This window comes from Sphingomonas sp. NPDC092440 (genome assembly GCF_044754985.1).
Lineage (GTDB): Bacteria > Pseudomonadota > Alphaproteobacteria > Sphingomonadales > Sphingomonadaceae > Sphingomonas.
Genome location: NZ_JBIVQA010000008.1, coordinates 68,800 through 86,242, shown reverse-complemented (window position 1 = coordinate 86,242; position 17,443 = coordinate 68,800). Strand labels below are relative to the sequence as shown.

The following is a 17,443-nucleotide window of genomic DNA, read 5'->3' as shown; positions in this document are numbered from 1 at the left end:
TCGCGGTCAGTTGCAGCTGGCGAGGCCGGCGCGCGGCTTCGTCTCGCTGACGCGGTTGCCGAAATTGTCGTAGGAATAGCAGGTGCGGGCGGGGGTGCCGGTCGCATCCTGGACGACGCCGCGCAGCCACAGGCTGTTGGCAGTGCCCGGCACGCCATATTCATATTGAGTCACCACCTCGTCGGCGGGGCTGGCGCAGCCATCCTGGGTGGCGTTGATCGTCTCCTTGCAGACGATCTCGCGGCTGGGGCGCCAGATCGGCGGGCCGGCAGCCACCAGCGCGCCGGAGGCGTTCTTCACATAGGCGTAGAGCTGGACATATTCCCAGCGCTTGAGCGGGCGCACGCCGTTGACGCTCGGCCCCAGCTCCGACTTGATGCCGCCCCAGGCATAATAGCCATAGTCGGTCCGGTTGCCGTTCGCGTCGACGATATAGTCGGGCTGGTTGCAGCTGCTGGCGCTCGCACAGGACAACGGGAAGGACGCGATCTGGGTCGTCGCGGCCTGCCCCGAGCCGGGCTTGGGCGTGGTGACGACCTGGGTGATGTTGCCGCGGCCGTCATAGGTGTAGGTGACCTTGTTGCCCTCGGGGAGCGTGCCTTCCTTGATCCGGCCGGCATAGTTGAAGTCCTGATCCAGGACCCAGCTGCTCTCCCGGCCGAGCTCGTCCTTGCGATAGCTCAGGCCGCCGGAATAGGTGGCGACCTCGAATATCCTGCCACTGGGATCGGTGCGCTTCGCCCAGTTCACGCGGGTGCTGCCGACGGGCGCGTTCAGGTCCGACTTGTAGGTATAGCTCCAGGTGCCGCTCGGCGTCTGGATGGAAGTGACCTTGCCGCCATCGGCGTTGCCGTACACCGTGTTCGGCCAGCCGGGGCTGCTCTGGCCATAAGTGACGTTGGTCGCGCCGACGCCGGTGGCTACTTGCTCCGGCGACTTGATCTGCGCGGAGGCCCAGCCGGCATAGACATACATCTGCCGGCCGAGATTGTCGGTCAGCGTGCCGTTGAAACCCGTCATCGAGGGCCAGTTGGTCGAATGCGAACAGGCGACCGTGGAGGGCGCCGGGCAATAGTCGACCGCCATGTTGTAGGCGGTGACGCTGTTGCCATAGGCGCCATAGGCGATGTTGAGCGCGAAGCCGGCGTTGCTGGTCACCCGGCGCAGCATGGGTATGCCCGAAGGGCTCGTGTCATAGGTGAAGATCAGCTGCTCGCCATTGGGCTTGGTGATCGAGGAGACATACCAGCGATTGGGATTGGTCGCCGCGACCGAGAAGACCGCGATCGTCCCGTCATAGTCGGTGAAGACATTGCCGGAGAGCGTTTCGCCGCCATGGATCTTGTACGGCAGGACATTGCCGTTGGTCGTCTTCAGGAACACCACCGTGCGCCGGCCGAGCGTGATGGTATAGGGGCTGGGACCCATCTGGGTGATCGGGTTGCCTTGCTCCATCACGCCCGTGAGATTGGTCCGGGACGGTGATTCGAGCAGGTAGAGATAGGTCAGGCTGAGGTTCAGGTCCTTGGGCCCGATCGCAGGCCCCGGATAGTCATAGGCCAGCCTTCCCGAGCCCAGATCGACATGGTTCGAGTCGATGGCCTCGTTCATCGGCGCGGGCAGCCCGCGCGGGTCGGCCGGCTGGGCCAGGGCCATCTGCGGGACCGCCAGGGCCGCGCCACCGCATAGCAGAATTCGACGGATCACTTGCATTCTCCTCGGAGAAGAAGCCGGAAGGTTGGGAGGAAACGGGCAGGGGAGGCCGCTAATCGGCGTTCAGCCAGATCGTCGCCTGGGGCTTGGTGAGCGTCGCCGCGCCCGAGACGACGGTGAAGTTCACATAGAATTCAAGCGATTCCGCGCCGTAGATCGACAGGCTGTCGAGCGGATAGCGCATGATCGTCGAGCCCGGCGGGATGGTGATCGTTCCGCTGGCCGGCGCATAATTGCCGGCGGTGGCGGTGCCATCCTGGGTGCTGTAGGCGAGCGTCACCGCGCCGGTGCAACCCGCGCCCGGCAGGACCTGGGACAAGCCGTTGTACGGCGAGCCATATTTCACCAGCGTGAAGCTATAGTCGGGGATGGTGATGACGCAGCTCGCGCCCGGCGTGGGCGTGCCGCTCGCGACGACCGCGACATTGGTGCGGTTGCCGGCCGCATCCAGCGTGTAGCTCGAAGTCGCGCTGCTCGAACCGCGGGAGGCGCTGGCCTGCACCAGCCGACCCAGGGCGTCATATTGATAGGTGGTGGTTTCCTGCGCATGCGCGCCTCCGGCCGCCGCCGTCAGGACAAGGATGCTCGAACCGATCAACCGGTGAAACCGCATGCGAATCTCTCCCCCCGCTCAGGGTATCCGGACGCGCGCCATCAAACATTGCCGTGACGTTTTCGCGTGGTCGGGGCCTGAATCAAATGAAGGCTGTCAGAACTTGCGAAGTCGAAGGAAGAGACGTTTCATGTCAGTTTTATGACAAGAAGTTCATCAAAGGCGGCATTGGCGCGGGCATCCGGAAGCAAATCCTGAGAGCGTTCACAATGCTTCCCTCGGGAGAGAAAAATTTGTTCCGTTTCGGTGCATTCGGCCGAGTGCGCGCGTCGCGCCGGGAACGACAGGGTTCCAGCCTGTGCGGCGGTGGCGGCCAGGCCGGGCGGATCCCCTATCCGGATGCCGGTCCGGATCGGCGCCAGGTCATCACCAGCACATCGCGATAGGCGGCCCTGGCCGGATCCAGCGCCTGGATCGCAGTGACGCCGTGCCGGATGCGCCGGTCATCCAGCAGGACCGCCTCGCCCGGCTCGGACAGGACGAAACTGTCGCGGCGGCCGGTTTCGTCGAGGATCTCGGTCATGCCCGCCTCGACATTGGCACGGGCGACCAGCATGACCAGCACCCAGTCGACGCCGTCGCGATGCATGCCTTCCGGCGTCGGCAGTCCAAGCTCGGCTCCCAGCGCCTCGATCCGGAACTGATGAAGCTCGCCATCCCATTGGAGATCGGCGCCGCCGCCCTCGAGCGCGGAGAAGAGCGGCGTGCAAAGCGCAAACAGGTTTCGCAGGATCGGATGGCGGACAAGGGCTTCGGTGGCGGGGGCGAACCATCGCTCCACATCGCCGTTCAGCGGGTTATAGGCGCTGCTCTGGAAATGGGGCTGGTCGGGCTTGCGGAGCGCTGCCGTGTCGCGCAGCGCGAATGCCGCGTGCCGCCGGCGGCGATAGCGCCCGCCATCGGCCATGAACCTGTCGGGCTCGAGGTCGCCCCAGAAGCCGGCAAAGCTCCCGAACGTGCCGGCCTCGGTCGCGCCGGCCATTTCCCGGAAGCTGGCGGCATCGACATGCACATAGCCCGTCCCGGCCAGGGCCGAGCGCAGTTGCGCAATCCGCTGGGTGAGATCGACGATATCAAGGCCCTCGACATTCGAACCATGCCTCCTTCGCGCCAACCGCCGCCCACCGCAAGCAGGTTCGATCCGCGCGCGCGCATGGGACCGGTGCCGGCCGAGGCGAAGCGCGAATGCGCCCGCGCCTAGCCGGGCAGCAGCTCGCTCCTGAGCCGGGCGCCCAGCGCCTCGGCACCGGGGCCGGTGATCAGGTGGAGGCGGTTGCCGGAGCCCATCGCCGCGCGCACGCCCGCGCCGGCCAGCGCGGCGATATCGACCGCGCCGGGATCCGCGACGTCGATCAGCACGCGAGTCGCATTGGCGGCGACGGCGCGAACCTGCGTCCCGGCAAGCGCGGCGCGGATGCCGCTGATATCGGCCTGCGCCGCCGCCGCCGGCATCGCGGGCGCGGGCGCGGGAGCCGCCGCCGCTACGCCGCCGCCGATCGCCGCCCGCACCTCGGTGGCAACCTGGTCGGCGATCGGCCCGAGCACCACCTGCAGACCGCCGTCGCGCAGCTTGACCACGCCCCGCGCGCCCAGCGCCTTGAGGCGCGGCTCGTCGGCGATGCCATTGTCGGCAAGCACCAGGCGAAGTCGCGTGGTGCAGGCATCGACCGAGCGGATATTCGCCGCCCCGCCCAGTGCTGCCGCGATCGCCGTGCCGCGATCGGCGACGGCCGCGTCCGGATCCCCCCCTGCCTCGATCGGCTCGCGGCCGGGAGTCTTGAGGTCGAACTTCCGGATGCACCAGCTGAAGGCGAAGTAATAGATGGCGGCATAGGCGATCCCGACCGGGATCAGCAGCAGCGGCCGGGTGGAAAGGCCATAGTTCAGCACATAGTCGAACAGCCCGGCCGAAAAGCCGAAGCCGAGCTTCACCCCGAGCAGGTCCATCACCACCATCGCGATGCCGGTGAGCACCGCATGGATCAGGTAGAGCACCGGCGCCAGGAAGATGAAGCTGAACTCGATCGGCTCGGTCACCCCGGTGAGCAGCGATGTGAGCGCAAGGCTGAGCAGCAGGCCGCCGACCGCCTTGCGCCGCTCCGGCAGCGCGTTGCGGTACATGGCGAGGCAGGCGGCGGGCAGGCCGAACATCATCACCGGGAAGAAGCCGGCCATGAACGATCCCGCCGTCGGATCGCCCGCGAAGAACCGCTTGATGTCGCCGGTCGCGCCGTGGAAGTCGCCCAGCAGGAACCAGGCGATGTTGTTGATGATATGGTGCAGGCCGGTGATCAGCAGCAGCCGGTTGAGCAGCCCGTAGAGGAACAGCCCGAGCGAGCCGGCGCCGAGCACCCAGCGGCTGAGCGCATCGATCCCCGCCTCGAACCAGGGGAAGCCGAGCCCGAAGGCGGCGGCGAAGACCAGCCCGGCCAGGCCCGAAACGATCGGCACGAAGCGGCGGCCGCCGAAGAAGGACAGATAGTCGGGCAGCCGGATCGCGTGGAAGCGATTGTAGAGCAGCCCCGCGACGATGCCCGAGCAGATGCCCACGGGAACGCTGAGCTTGGAGATCTCCTTGGCCCGCCAGGCCGCCTGTTCCAGCGCGGCGGCACCGGCGAGATCGGGCGGCAGATGGAGCAGCACCTTGGCCCCCTCGGTCGCGACCAGATAGGTGACCACGCCGGCCAGCGAAGCCGCGCCGTGATTCTCCCGGGCCAGGCCGACCGCCACGCCCGCCGCGAAGAGCAGGCCGAGGTTCGAGAAGATCGCATCGCCGGCCGCCGCGATGAAGGGGACGTTCAGCATGTCCGCCTGGCCGAGCCGCAGCAGCAGCGCGGCGATCGGCAGCACCGCGATCGGCAGCATCAGCGCGCGGCCGAGCGGCTGGGCCTTGGCAAGCAGAGTCGAGGGGCTGAAGCTCATGCGGACGCTTCCATGGCTAGGGCGCGGACCTCGTCCGCGGATTGGGCATCACAGGCACGCGCGGCGAGCGCGGCACAGCCAGCCATGTCGAACCGGGCGACCGCGGCCTTGACCGCGGGCACCTGGGCGGGCGTCGCCGAAAGCTCGGTGATGCCGAGCCCGATCAGGATCGGCGCGGCGAGCGGGTCGGACGCGAGCCCGCCGCACATGCCGGCCCAGCGGCCCGCCGCCGCGGCGCCCCTGCCCACTTCGCGCACCAGGCGCAGCACCGCCGGGTGCATCGCGTCGATCCGCTGCGAGACCGCCGCGTTCCCGCGATCGGCGGCGAGCGTATATTGCGTGAGGTCGTTGGTGCCGATCGAGAGGAAATCGGCCTCCCGGGCGATCTGCCCGGCGAGCAGCGCCGCGGCGGGAGTCTCGATCATCACGCCCAGCAGCACCGCTGCCGCCACGCCGAGCTCGGCGCGAACCTCATCCAGCAGCGCGCGGACCGGGCGATAGTCTCCCAGGTCCGCCACCATCGGCAGCATGATCCGGCATTGGGCCACCGGCACCGCGCGCAGGATGGCGCGCAGCTGGACGCGCATCAGGTCCGGCCGGGCGAGCGTCAGCCGCACGCCGCGCAGGCCGAGCGCCGGATTCTCCTCGCCGTCCATCGGCAGATAGGGCACCGGCTTGTCGCCGCCGATATCGAGGGTGCGGACGATCAGCGGGCGCTCGCCGAGCGTGGCGGCGACGGCGGAATAGGTTTCGCGCTGCTCGTCCTCGCTCGGCGCAGTCTCGCGGTCGAGGAACAGGAACTCGGTGCGCAGCAGGCCGCAGCCCTCCGCCCCCGCGCTGATCGCGGCCGCGGCATCGGCGACCGAGCCGAGATTGGCGAAGACTTCGATGCGGGTGCCATCGGCGGTATGCGCGGGCGCATGCGCGGCGGCCAGCTCGCGGGCGCGGCGCTCGCGCAGCACCGCCAGCCGCGCGCTCGCCTCTGCCAGCGCATCGGCATCGGGACCGACGGCGAGCGTGCCGGCATCGGCATCGAGGATCACCGGCGTGCCGTCGGCGATCGCCAGCACTCCCTCGCCCGCCGCGACCAGCATCGGCACGCCCGCCGACGCCGCCAGGATCGCGACATGCGAGGTCGGCCCGCCCTGCGCGGTGCAGATGCCGGCGAGGCGCGTCGTGTCGAGGCCCAGGAACTGCGACGGCAACAGGTCCTCGCCGAACAGGATCGCGCCCTTGGGCAGCAGGGGCGCGGCCGGCGCGGTGGCGCCCAGCAGCCGCGCGATCACCTGACGCTCCAGGTCGGTCAGGTCGGCGATGCGCTCGATCAGCAGCGAATCTCCCGTGGCGCGCAGCGCGGCGGCAGCTTCGGCCGTGGCGGCGCGCCAGGCAAAGGCGGCGCTGCGCCCCTCGCCGACATGGCGGGCGGCGATGGCGGCCAGTTCGGGATCGGCGAGCAGCGCGCGGTGCGCCTCGGCAATCTCGGCGGCGGTGCCGTGCGCACCGTCCAGGCCGGCGGCGATGGCGGCAAGCGTACCGGACAGAGCGGCCTGCTCGGCGGCGGCACCCTTGCCGTCCGCCGGCACGTCGAGATCGACGCCGCGCAGCTGGAAGGCCTGGCCGATGGCGAGGCCGGGCGCGGCGCGGACCGGACCGGTGGCGGGCGCGGCCGGCCTGGGCGCGGATGCGTGCGCAGTCTCGTGGAAATTGGCGAGGACCAGCTCGGCCACGGCATCGACCGCGGCCTGGGCGTCGTTCCCCCGCGCAACGATCCGCACCTCGTCATCCTTGCCCGCGCCCAGCCCGAGCATCGCGACGGTGCTGCGCGCATTGGCGCTGCGATCAGCGACATGGAGCGTGACATCGGCGACGAAGGGCTTCAGCGCCGCGACGATGCGCGCGGCCGGGCGGGCATGGATGCCGTTGGCGGCGGTGATCCGCACGCTGCGTTCGGCAGCGACGTCGGAAGCCTCGGGCGCGATTGCGCCTTCATGCGCGTGGCGCACGACGCGTCCGATCGGCGCGCCGGCTTCCACCATGCGGCCCAGCGGCTCCAGCGCCAGCGCATAGCCCTGATTCGCCACCACCACCGGCGTGATCAGCGCGCGGGCGGCGACGGCGATTGCATCCAGGTCGAACGCGATCAGCGCATCCCCGGCCGCCACCCGCGCGCCGGGGGCAACCCTGGCCGCGAAGCCCCTGCCGTTCAGCGCGACCGTCTCCAGCCCGATATGGAGCAGCAGCTCGGCGCCATTGTCGAGCCGCAGCGTCACCGCATGCGCGCTCTCCGGGATCGAGATCACTTCGCCCGGGGCCGGCGCGCGCAGCACGCCCTCGACCGGATCGACTGCGAAGCCGTCGCCCATCATCCGTTCGGCGAAGACCGCATCGGGCACTTCGTCGAGCGGGGCGAGCCAGCCGGCAAAGGGGGAAACCAGCGTGACCGCGTCGCTCACTGCACCAGCTCCACCGACTCCAGCGCCCACATCGGGTTGAGGCCCCGCGCGGTCGTGCGGATGCACAGCGCCTCGTTCCCGGCGCGCACCGGGAAGGGCGCGACCAGCCGGGTCAGCCCAGGATTGCCCACCGCAGCGGCGAGCGGCAGCGTCGCGAGCAGCGGGCCCTCGCAGGTGCCGGCGCGGACCTCGAACTCGCCTTCCGGCGTCGCCGAGGGCGGGATCTTCACGTTCGCCAGGTCCGCGCCGAGCTGGAAGTTGAACGGGATCTGCCCGACGGTGAGCGCGATCGCCTTCGCCCCGCCCACCGGCGCGGCTTCCCATTGCCAGCAGGGCGCGAAGATGTCGGTGAGGAACACCGCGCGCTTGCCGGCGGCGGGATAATCATCCTCCAGCGCGAGCACGACCTTGCGCGAGCAGGTCTTCAGATCCTCGTCATTGCGGAACCGCACGCTGCGCGCATCGAGCGGCTGGTCGATGGCCCCGCCCACCGGAGCGGTGCCATGGAAGCTCGCGGCGCGCAGCCGCGTCGGCAGCGGCAGCGCGAGCGGGCCGGCATAGAGCGGCGCGCGCGCGGTCACCGGCGTGCCGTCGATCGTGTAGCGGATCGGCAGCCCCGACTGGTTCGCCAGCGTGACCGACACGGTCTTCTCGCCCGCCTTGTAGTCGAGCGCCGGGCGCACCGCGAAGGCGCTGGTGGCCGGCGTCATGCCGAGCGGCTTCATCCGGTCCATCTGCGGCACCAGCCGGTCGACGAAATCCGCATAGTCGCGCCCTTCCGCCTTCGACCAGCCGATCTCGGCCACGGCGCTGGCGCGCGGGAAGAATTGCCAGGTGGCGCGCGCCTCGGTGCGGGCATGCTCGGTCCACAGATTCGCCTGCAGGCCCAGGATATGGTGCTGCTGCTCGGCGGGGATCTCCCTGGGCGCCGGATCGAAGGCATAGACGGTCCTGAGGTCCATCACGTCGCCGCGGCCCGGCGGCTCGTCGGGACCCTGGCCCTGGCGATGGTTGACGTAGAGCGTCGGCGAAGGGCTCAGCACCGCATCGTGCCCGGCCTTGGCGGCGGTGATCGCGCCTTCGATGCCCCGCCACGACGTGATCGTCGCATCGGCGGGCACATCGCCCTCGAGGATCTCGTCCCAGCCGATCAGCTTGCGGTGGTGCGCCTGGAGGAAGCCGGCGATGCGGTGGACGAACCAGGCCTGGAGCGCGGTCTCGTCCTTGATGCCCAGCGCCTTGATCTTCGCCTGAATGGCGGGCGAGCCCTTCCACTGGTCCTTCACCGCCTCGTCGCCGCCGACATGGATATATTGCGACGGGAACAGTTCCATCACTTCGGTCAGCACGTCCTCGAGGAACGCGAAGGTCTTGTCGTCGACATTGTAGAGCCAGGGGAAGACGCCCCAGTCGCTCTCGGTGCCCGGCGGGATCGGCACGCCCATGCCAAGCTCGGGATAGGCGCGGATCGCGGCGAGCGCGTGGCCGGGCATCTCGATCTCGGGCACGATGGTGATGCCCCGCCTCGCGGCATAGGCGACGATCGCGCGGATCTCGGCCTGGGTGTAGAAGCCCCCCGTCTTCGGCAGCCGGGGCGCGCCCGGCGCGGTGGCGGGATAGCGCCAGCCCGAGATGCTGGTGAGCTTCGGATATTTGCGGATCTCGACGCGCCAGCCCTGGTCGTCGACCAGGTGCCAGTGGAGCGTGTTGAGCTTGTTGACCGCCATCCAGTCGATCAGCTGGCGGACATAGGCGGGCGACTGGAAGTGGCGGGCGCTGTCGAGCATCAGCCCGCGCCAGGCGAAGCGCGGCGCGTCATGGATGCCGAGGCCGGCAACGGTGACCGGCCCCTTGCCGCCGTCCTGGGTCAGCACCTGCCACAGCGTGACCGCGCCGTAGAGCAGGCCGGCATCGTCGCCGGCGGTGATGGTGGCGCCGTTCGCGCCGATCTCGAGCCGGTAGCTCTCCGCCTTGCCGGTCTTGGCGCGCACGAAGCGGATCGCGGGACGCTGCGACGCGGCGGCGGGGCGCAGCGCCAGGCCGCGCGAAAGACGCAAAAGCTCGGCCAGCCGGTCGGCGGCGGCGCGCGCGCCGGCATCGTCCGCCGGCACGACGATCGCGGTCGATGCGGCAAGCGCGAAGCGGCCCGGGGCGGGCGCCATCTCGGCGGGCACCGGCAGGAGGCGCGGCAGCTGCTGGGCGGCGGCGGGCAGCGGGGCGCAGAGCGCGGCGACGAAGGTCAGAGCGAGGCGGCAGGAAATCACGCGGACGGCTCCCGGCTTGGATCGAGCGAGCTTAGGCGGTTTCGCCCCGCGCTCAATCGCGGCGTGCCCGATGGGGAAGCGCCGCGGATAAGAAAAAGGGGCGGCGGTGGTGCGATCGCTCGTCCATCCGCCGCCCCAGTGCACTACACCAGGTTGGAGATCAGAAGTTGACGTTGACGGTCGCGAGCAGCTTGCGGCCGTTCTTGTACACGCCGCGCGGCAGCGCCTGCGTGTTGGCATAAGCGTAATATTGGCTGTCGGTCAGGTTCATGCCCGACAGGGTGAGCCCGATTTCCTTGGTGAAGTTGTAGGTCGCCGACACGTCCACATTGGCGCTGCCGCGGACATACATCTGGTCGCCACGGTCGATGCCGGTGAAGTATTTCGAGCGCCAGGTATAGGTCGCCCGCAGGGCCACCGGGCCGCTCTCGAAGAACGGGCTCAGGCTGGCCTGATGCCGCGAGTTGTAGGGCAGATCGGCGCCGTTGTTCGCCGAACCATCCGAATAGGTATAGTTGGCGAGGATGCCCAGGCCGAAGGGCAGGCTCTGCTGATAGGCGATGGCGAAGCCCTTCACCTCGGCCGAGCCGGCATTGAACGGACGGGCGATCTGATAGGTCGTCACCATGCCCTGGGCAGTGTTGTAGTGCTGCTCCGGCGCGGTCTGGGTCAGGATGTAATTGCTGATGTCCTTGTAGAACACTTCACCCGACAGGATCGCGCGCGGTGCCAGATACCATTCCAGCGAGGCGTTGAAGTTGTTCGACTTGTAGGGCTTCAGGTCCGGATTGCCGCCGCCGCCGGTGAGGATCTGGTCGGACAGCCAGAAATAGTTGGTCTCGTCGGCATAGTTCGGACGGGCGATCACCTGCGCCGCGGCGAAGCGGAACACCAGGTCCTTCTTCACATCGGCGATGATGTTCACGCTCGGCAGGACGTTGTCGTAGCTGCTCTTGGTGGTCTGCCACACCCAGTCGGTCTGGACGTTGCAGGTCGCACCCGGCTTGCAGACATAGCCCGCGCTGTTGGTCGAGGTGTGGACGTAGCGCACGCCGAAATTGCCGCGGAAGCCGCCGGCGTCGAAGTTCGCCTGGGCATAGAAGGCGTGGATCTTCTCCTTGATGTCCCAGTTGCCCGCGGTGAATTCCGACGCGGCGAACTTGGACGGCTTCGGGAGCGACGTGCCGGGGGGCAGCAGGCTACCATTCTCGACCTGGGACACCATCGAGTTGCCGTCGATGATGAAGCGGCCGGCCATCTGGTCGTTGATGCCGTTGAAGCCCGACAGATAATTGCCGGCCACGGTACGCGTGTTGAACTTCGAGGCCGCGGCGACGATGTTCGCGAGCGTCGCACCTTCATATTCCTGGCCGGTTTCGTGCTGGCGATATTTGTAGCCGATCTGGATGCGCTTCAGCACGCCGTCGAACTTCAGACCGAGATCGGCCTGGGCATAGCGCTCCTTGTCGGTGGTCGGCTTGTCGACCAGATTGCCGCCCCAGCCGGCGTCGGTGACGAAGGCCGCCGGGTTGCCGAGCACGTTCGAGCCATAGCTGATCGTGCCGGGCCGGTCGGGCGCGCCGCTGATGTCGACGGTGTAGTTCGCCTTGTTGAGGAACTCGAGGAACACCTGCTTCTTGGTGCCGCCATCGGCGTCCGAGATGCCGCCCTCGACGTTCAGGTCCCAATGCACATCGTCCCAGCCGATCTGGCCGTGGAAGGTCTGCGAGTGCATCTCGGCGACGCGGTACTGCGCGTCGAGCACCGAGAGCGCGTTGGTGAAGCTCGCCTTCTTCACGATGCCGTTCTCGACGGTCAGGCTGTTCAGGCCGGTCGCGCTGTTCCAGACATTGCCCGGGAAAGCGTACATCGACTGGTTGAGATTGTCATAGGTCGCGTCGATGCGCAGCCAGTCGGCGGTGATCGTGAGCTGATCGACCGGCTTCCACTGCGCGGTCGCCGAATAGGTCAGGCGCTCGCGGTCCTGCGCGAAATAGGAAGTGCCGAACGCGTTCGGGAACTTCGCCTTCGGGTTCGCCGTCAGCGTGGTCGCGCAGGTGCCGGTGCAGGCCGCAGGGACAGTTCCGTTGTTGGTCGGCAACAGGCTCGAATTGGTCGGGCCGGCATCGTTCTTGCCCGCCCAGAAGTCCGCGGTGATCGTGCCATAGCTCTCGAGGCCGTCGCGGCGGAGGCGATCCTTGGCGCGCTGGAACGAGGCGAGGATGCCGAAAGTCTTGCTCTCATTGTGCCAGCTGACCAGCGCCGCGCCTTGCACATCGCCCTTTTTCGAGCGGTCGTTGTAGAGATAGCCGAGCGAGCCGGCGACCACGAAGGGCTTCAGCTCGAGCGGCTTGCGGGTCACCACATTGACGGTGCCGCCGATCGAGCCTTCGTCGATGCGCGGCTCGGGCGACTTGTAGACGTCGACCCGGTTGACGAGCTGCGGCGCGAGCAGCGCATAGTTGAAGGTGCGGCCCGGATTGTCGAGGATGAACCAGTCGGCCGAGGCGACCGTCTGGCCGTTCAGCAGCGTGCGGTTCAGCGCCGGATCGGTGCCGAGGATCGAGACCTTCTCGCCCTGGCCGAACGCGCGGTCGACGGTGACGCCGGGAACCAGCGTCAGCGCCTCGGCGACATTGGTGTTCGGGAACTTGCCCACGTCTTCCGACGAGACCGAGTCGATGATCGCGTCGGCCTTGCGCTTGGCCTCGATCGATTGGGCAAGCGAGGCGCGGAAGCCGGTGACGACGATCTCATGGTCGTCGGCGGGCTGGGCGGCGTCGCTGGTCTGTGCATGCGCGGCACCGCTGAGCAGCGCCATCGCGCTGGCCGTGCCGATAAGAAATCCCCGGATCCCCATCTCTCATCCCCTTGGTCAGATGATTCTGAACTTGCTTATGATTCGTTGTGGTACGGCACTGGCAGACCAGTCGCATACCAATATCAGTACCATTCCTCACTGTTGAGGAGCCGTCAAGACAGATTTTTACAGTGCGGTTACAGACCAGAGCAATTTTTTTGCTGACATGTGGTATGTTATTGGTACTAGTGTTGCATCCGGCACACAGCCGACCGATGATGGGGAACCGATGCCGCTGCTGGCGCAAAAGATCAGGCCGCTCGACGGAGCAGGCAGGGGGCCGCTCTACCGGCAGCTCGAGACCGCGTTGCGCGAGGCGCTGCGCGACAATCTGCTCAAGCCCAACGAAGCGCTCCCCGCCGAGCGCGACCTGGCCGCCGATCTCTCGGTCTCGCGGATCACGCTGCGCAAGGCGATCGACAAGCTGGTCGACGAGGGGCTGCTGGTCCGCCGCCACGGCGCCGGCACCTTCGTCGCGGGCCGGGTGGAGAAGCAGTTCGCCAAGCTCTCGTCCTTCTCCGAGGACATGGCCTCGCGCGGGCGCAGCGTGCGCAGCGAATGGCTGATTCGCGAATCGGGCGTGGTGACGGGCGAGGAATCGCTCACCTTCGGGCTCAGCCCCGGCACCGCCGTCTATCGCTTCCACCGTATCCGCTATGCCGACGACGTGCCGATGGCGCTCGAGTTCGCGATCATCCCGGGCTTCGGCCTGTCCGGGCTCGATGCCGTCGATTCGTCGCTCTATGCCGCGCTCGAGGCGACCGGCAACCGCCCGGTGCGCGCGCTCCAGCGGCTGCGCGCGGCATTGTGCGACGCAGAGCGGGCCGCACTGCTGGGCGTGGAAGTGGGCGCGCCGGTCCTCTATATCGAGCGCCGCGGCTTCCTGGCCGATGGCCGGGTGATCGAGGCGACCACCAGCTGGTATCGCGGCGACGCCTATGACTTCGTCGCCGAACTCGACATGCGGGGCTGAACCGATGACCGACCCCGAATCGACGAGGATGTTCGCTGAGGCCGCCGAGGCCGGCGCCACCGTTCGCCGCCAGCGCGACCGGAACGGGCCGGTAGTCCGCGAGCTGGGCGCCCGGCTGCGCGCCACGCGCCCGCGCGGCGTGCTCACCTGCGCGCGCGGCAGCTCGGACCATGCCGCCACCTTCGGCCGCTATCTGATCGAGACGCGGCTGGGGCTGCTGACCACTTCGGTCTCGCCGTCGATCGCCTCGGTCTATGGCGTCGAGACCGATTATTCCGACATGCTGGCACTCGGCATCTCGCAATCGGGCAAGAGCCCCGACATCCTGGCCGCGATGCGCGCCGCCAGGGAGAGCGGCGCGCGCACCGTGGCGATGGTCAATGTCGCCGATTCGCCGCTCGCGACCGAATCGGACACGCTGGTGCCGCTCCAGGCCGGACCCGAGATCAGCGTCGCCGCGACCAAGTCGTACATCGCCGCGCTCGCCGCCCAGCTCCATCTGGTGAGCGAATGGGCCGGTGACGAAGCGCTCGCGGCCGGCCTCGCCGCGCTGCCCGACCTGCTCGAACAGGCGTGGAGCGCCGACTGGTCGCCGCTGGTCGAGCGGCTGCGCGACGCGCGCGGCCTCTATGTGATCGGCCGGGGCCTGGGCTTCGGCGTGGCGCAGGAAGCGGCGCTCAAGTTCAAGGAGACTTGCGGCCTCCATGCCGAGGCGTTCAGCGCCGCCGAGGTCCGCCACGGGCCGATGGCGCTGGTCGGGCCCGGCTTCCCGCTGCTCGTCTTCCGCCAGGACGACGCCACTGCCGACGGCGTCGACGACCTGGTTGCGGACGTGCTGGCGCGCGGCGGCGAAGTGCTGGTGAGCGGCGGCGAAGTGCCGGGCGCGATCCACCTCCCCCATCCTGCCGCCGGCCCGGCGATCGAGCCGATCCTGCAGATCCAGGCATTCTACCGCGCCGCCAACGCGCTCTCGATCGCGCGCGGCTTCGATCCCGATCGGCCGCCGTCGCTCGCCAAGGTGACCGAGACGATCTGATGCAGGCGCTGATACCGACTCGCGCGCTGGTCGACGGCGCGCTCCGCCAGGATGTCGCCGTCCTGATCGATGGCGCGCGGATCGCCGGCGTGGCGCCGGCCGACGCCGTGCCCGCCGGCGCCGAGTCGCGGCGCCTGGACGGCACGCTCGCCCCCGGCTTCATCGATACCCAGGTCAATGGCGGCGGCGGCGTGCTGTTCAACGACGCGCCGACCGTGGAGGGCATCGCCGCGATCGGTGCCGCGCATCGCCGCTTCGGCACCACCGGCTTCCTCCCCACGCTGATCAGCGACGATCTCGACGTCATCCGCCGCGCCGTGGCGGCCGTGGACGCGGCGATCGCGGCGGGCGTGCCGGGGGTGCTCGGCATCCATATCGAGGGCCCGTTCCTCAACGTGGATCGCAAGGGCATCCATTCGGCCGAGAAGATCCGTCCGCTCGACGCGGAGGGGATCGCGGCGCTGACCGGCCTGGCGCGCGGCCGCACGCTGGTGACGCTGGCACCCGAGCGGGTGGCGGTCTCGGACATCGAGCAGCTCGTCGCGGCGGGCGTGGTGGTCGCGGCGGGGCATACCAATGCGCGCTACGATCAGGCCAAGGCGGCGGTGGCCGCGGGCATGCGCGGCGTCACCCATTTGTTCAACGCCATGTCGCCGCTCGGCTCGCGCGAGCCTGGCATGGTCGGCGCCGCGCTCGATTCGGACGCGCTGGTCTGCGGATTGATCGTCGACGGCCATCACGTGAATCCGGCCACGCTCCGCCTGGCGCTGCGCTGCAAGCCGGCCAGCGGCTTCATGCTGGTGACCGATGCGATGCCCTCGGTCGGATCGGATGCGAGCGCGTTCGTGCTGCAGGGCCGCCACATCACCGTGCGGGACGGCGCCTGCCGCAGCGACGACGGCACGCTGGCCGGGTCGCATCTCGACATGGCGGCGGCGGTGCGCAACGCGGTTGCGATGCTCGGCGTCGATCTCGCCACCGCGGTGACGATGGCGAGCGCCAGCCCGGCCGGGCTGATGGGCCTGGGCGACACGCATGGCCGGATCGCGACCGGCCATGCCGCCGACCTGGTGCTGCTCGACGATGCGGGGCAGGTCCGCGAGACCTGGATCGGCGGGGCGTAGGGCCTGCCGCCGGCGCGCGCCGGCTTGCTCCGCCCCGTCCACAGGCGTAGCGCTCCCGCATGACCGACTCCACCAAGGCGCTCGACTATGTCGAGGCGCATCTCGACGACAGCCTGGACCGCCTCTTCGCGCTGATGCGCGTCCCCTCGGTCTCGACCGATCCTGCCTATGCCGAACAATGCCAGCGCGCCGCGAAGCTGCTGGCCGACGAGCTGGCCGGCCTGGGCTTCGCCGCCCGCGTCGCGCAGACGCCGGGCCATCCGATGGTGGTCGCGCATCATGACGGGCCGGCGGGCGAGCAGGTTCCGCACGTCCTGTTCTACGGCCATTACGACGTGCAGCCGGTCGATCCGATCGAGTTGTGGAAGCGCGATCCGTTCGATCCGGTGATCGAGACGCGCGGCGACGGCGCGAAGCAGATCGTCGGCCGCGGCGCGTCGGACGACAAGGGCCAGCTGCGCACCTTTGTCGAGGCCTGCCGCGCCTGGAAGGAGACCGAGGGCAGGCTGCCGTGCAAGGTGACGATCCTGTTCGAAGGGGAAGAGGAATCGGGCTCGACCAGCCTCGAGCCGTTCCTCCATGCCCATGCCGAGGAGCTGAAGGCCGATTTCGCGCTGATCTGCGATACGCTGATGTGGGACACCGAGACGCCGGGCCTCACCATCGGGCTGCGCGGCATGGCGGCGGGCCAGGTGACGATCCGCGCGGCTTCGCGCGATCTCCATTCCGGCCTCTATGGCGGCGCGGCCCGCAACCCGATCCAGCTGCTCTGCACGATCCTGGGCGAAATGAGGGACGCCGATGGCCGAGTGACGCTGACCGGCTTCTATGACGGCGTGCCCGAAGTGACGCCGGCGGTCCGTGAGAGCTGGGACGCGCTCGGCTTCGATGCCGGCGGCTTTCTCGGCGAGATCGGGCTGCGCGTGCCCGCCGGCGAGAAGGGCCATGACGTGCTCGAGCAGATTTGGTCGCGGCCGACCGCCGAGGTCAACGGCATCTGGGGCGGCTATACCGGCGAAGGCTTCAAGACGGTCATTCCGGCGGAGGCCCATGCCAAGGTGAGCTTCCGCCTGACGGGGGGCCAGGACCCGGAAAAGGTCTGGGCGTCGTTCGAGGAGCATGTCCGCTCGCGCCTGCCCGCCGATTGCTCGGCCGTGTTCACCGGGCGTGGCCCGGGCAGCCCCGCGGTCTCGGTATCGAGCGACAGCCCGCCGCTGGAGGCCACCCGGGCGGCGCTCGATGCCGAATGGGGCAAGGCGGCGCTGATCGGCTGCGGCGGCGGCATCCCGGTCGTCACGTCGATCTCGAGGATCCTGGGGATGGACACCGTGCTGGTCGGCTTCGCGCTGACCGACGACAATATCCATTCGCCCAACGAGAAATATGATCTGAAGAGCTTTCACAAGGGCATCCGCTCCTGGGTGCGGATCCTGGCGAAGATCGGCGAGACGGCGAAGGTTCCAGCCTGATCGCACTGGCCCGAAT

At 68.9% G+C, this 17,443-nt stretch carries 11 protein-coding genes; 4 read left to right on the top strand and 7 right to left on the bottom strand.

Going from position 1 to position 17,443, the window contains the following annotated elements; all coding sequences use genetic code 11:
• Positions 1-6 precede the first annotated feature (6 nt).
• The 7 genes from ACIQCS_RS15005 to ACIQCS_RS14975 form a co-directional block, all read right to left on the bottom strand.
• Positions 7-1,707 carry an RHS repeat domain-containing protein gene (locus ACIQCS_RS15005; protein ID WP_345849251.1) on the bottom strand — a complete coding sequence of 567 codons (1,701 nt, stop codon included), beginning with the start codon at positions 1,705-1,707 and terminating at the stop codon, positions 7-9.
• A gap of 58 nt (positions 1,708-1,765) precedes the next feature.
• Entirely contained in the window at positions 1,766-2,326 is a 561-nt protein-coding gene (locus ACIQCS_RS15000; RefSeq protein WP_345849253.1) for a hypothetical protein, read from the bottom strand.
• Positions 2,327-2,657: 331 nt separating this feature from the next.
• Complete coding sequence (locus ACIQCS_RS14995) at positions 2,658-3,440, bottom strand: 2OG-Fe dioxygenase family protein (protein WP_345849254.1); 783 nt, start codon at positions 3,438-3,440, stop codon at positions 2,658-2,660.
• Positions 3,441-3,523: 83 nt separating this feature from the next.
• Positions 3,524-5,248 (bottom strand): N-acetylglucosamine-specific PTS transporter subunit IIBC, encoded by a 1,725-nt coding sequence (nagE, locus tag ACIQCS_RS14990; protein ID WP_345849255.1) that lies wholly within the window; start codon positions 5,246-5,248, stop codon positions 3,524-3,526.
• Positions 5,245-7,701, bottom strand: a complete 2,457-nt coding sequence (ptsP, locus tag ACIQCS_RS14985; RefSeq protein WP_345849256.1) for a phosphoenolpyruvate--protein phosphotransferase — start codon at positions 7,699-7,701, stop codon at positions 5,245-5,247. Before ptsP ends, nagE begins: the two co-directional genes overlap by 4 nt.
• Positions 7,698-9,965: a family 20 glycosylhydrolase gene (locus ACIQCS_RS14980; protein WP_345849258.1), complete on the bottom strand. Its 2,268-nt coding sequence runs from the start codon at positions 9,963-9,965 to the stop codon at positions 7,698-7,700. Before ACIQCS_RS14980 ends, ptsP begins: the two co-directional genes overlap by 4 nt.
• Positions 9,966-10,125: 160 nt before the next feature.
• A complete protein-coding gene (locus ACIQCS_RS14975; protein WP_345849260.1) occupies positions 10,126-12,825 on the bottom strand; it encodes a TonB-dependent receptor in 2,700 nt (899 codons plus the stop codon).
• Positions 12,826-13,054: 229 nt separating this feature from the next.
• Here ACIQCS_RS14975 and ACIQCS_RS14970 point away from each other — a divergent pair, with 229 nt between their 5' ends.
• From ACIQCS_RS14970 to ACIQCS_RS14955, 4 genes are read left to right on the top strand one after another with little or no spacing between them, the layout of a single operon-like run.
• Positions 13,055-13,798, top strand: a complete 744-nt coding sequence (locus ACIQCS_RS14970) for a GntR family transcriptional regulator (protein ID WP_086127602.1) — start codon at positions 13,055-13,057, stop codon at positions 13,796-13,798.
• Between the two features lie 4 nt (positions 13,799-13,802).
• Positions 13,803-14,834, top strand: coding sequence for an SIS domain-containing protein (locus ACIQCS_RS14965; protein WP_345849263.1), 1,032 nt, complete (start codon positions 13,803-13,805; stop codon positions 14,832-14,834).
• Entirely contained in the window at positions 14,831-15,958 is a 1,128-nt protein-coding gene (nagA, locus tag ACIQCS_RS14960; RefSeq protein WP_401531298.1) for an N-acetylglucosamine-6-phosphate deacetylase, read from the top strand. The genes ACIQCS_RS14965 and nagA overlap by 4 nt, the downstream gene beginning before the upstream one ends.
• A gap of 59 nt (positions 15,959-16,017) precedes the next feature.
• Entirely contained in the window at positions 16,018-17,427 is a 1,410-nt protein-coding gene (locus tag ACIQCS_RS14955) for a M20/M25/M40 family metallo-hydrolase (RefSeq protein ID WP_345849266.1), read from the top strand.
• Positions 17,428-17,443 lie beyond the last annotated feature (16 nt).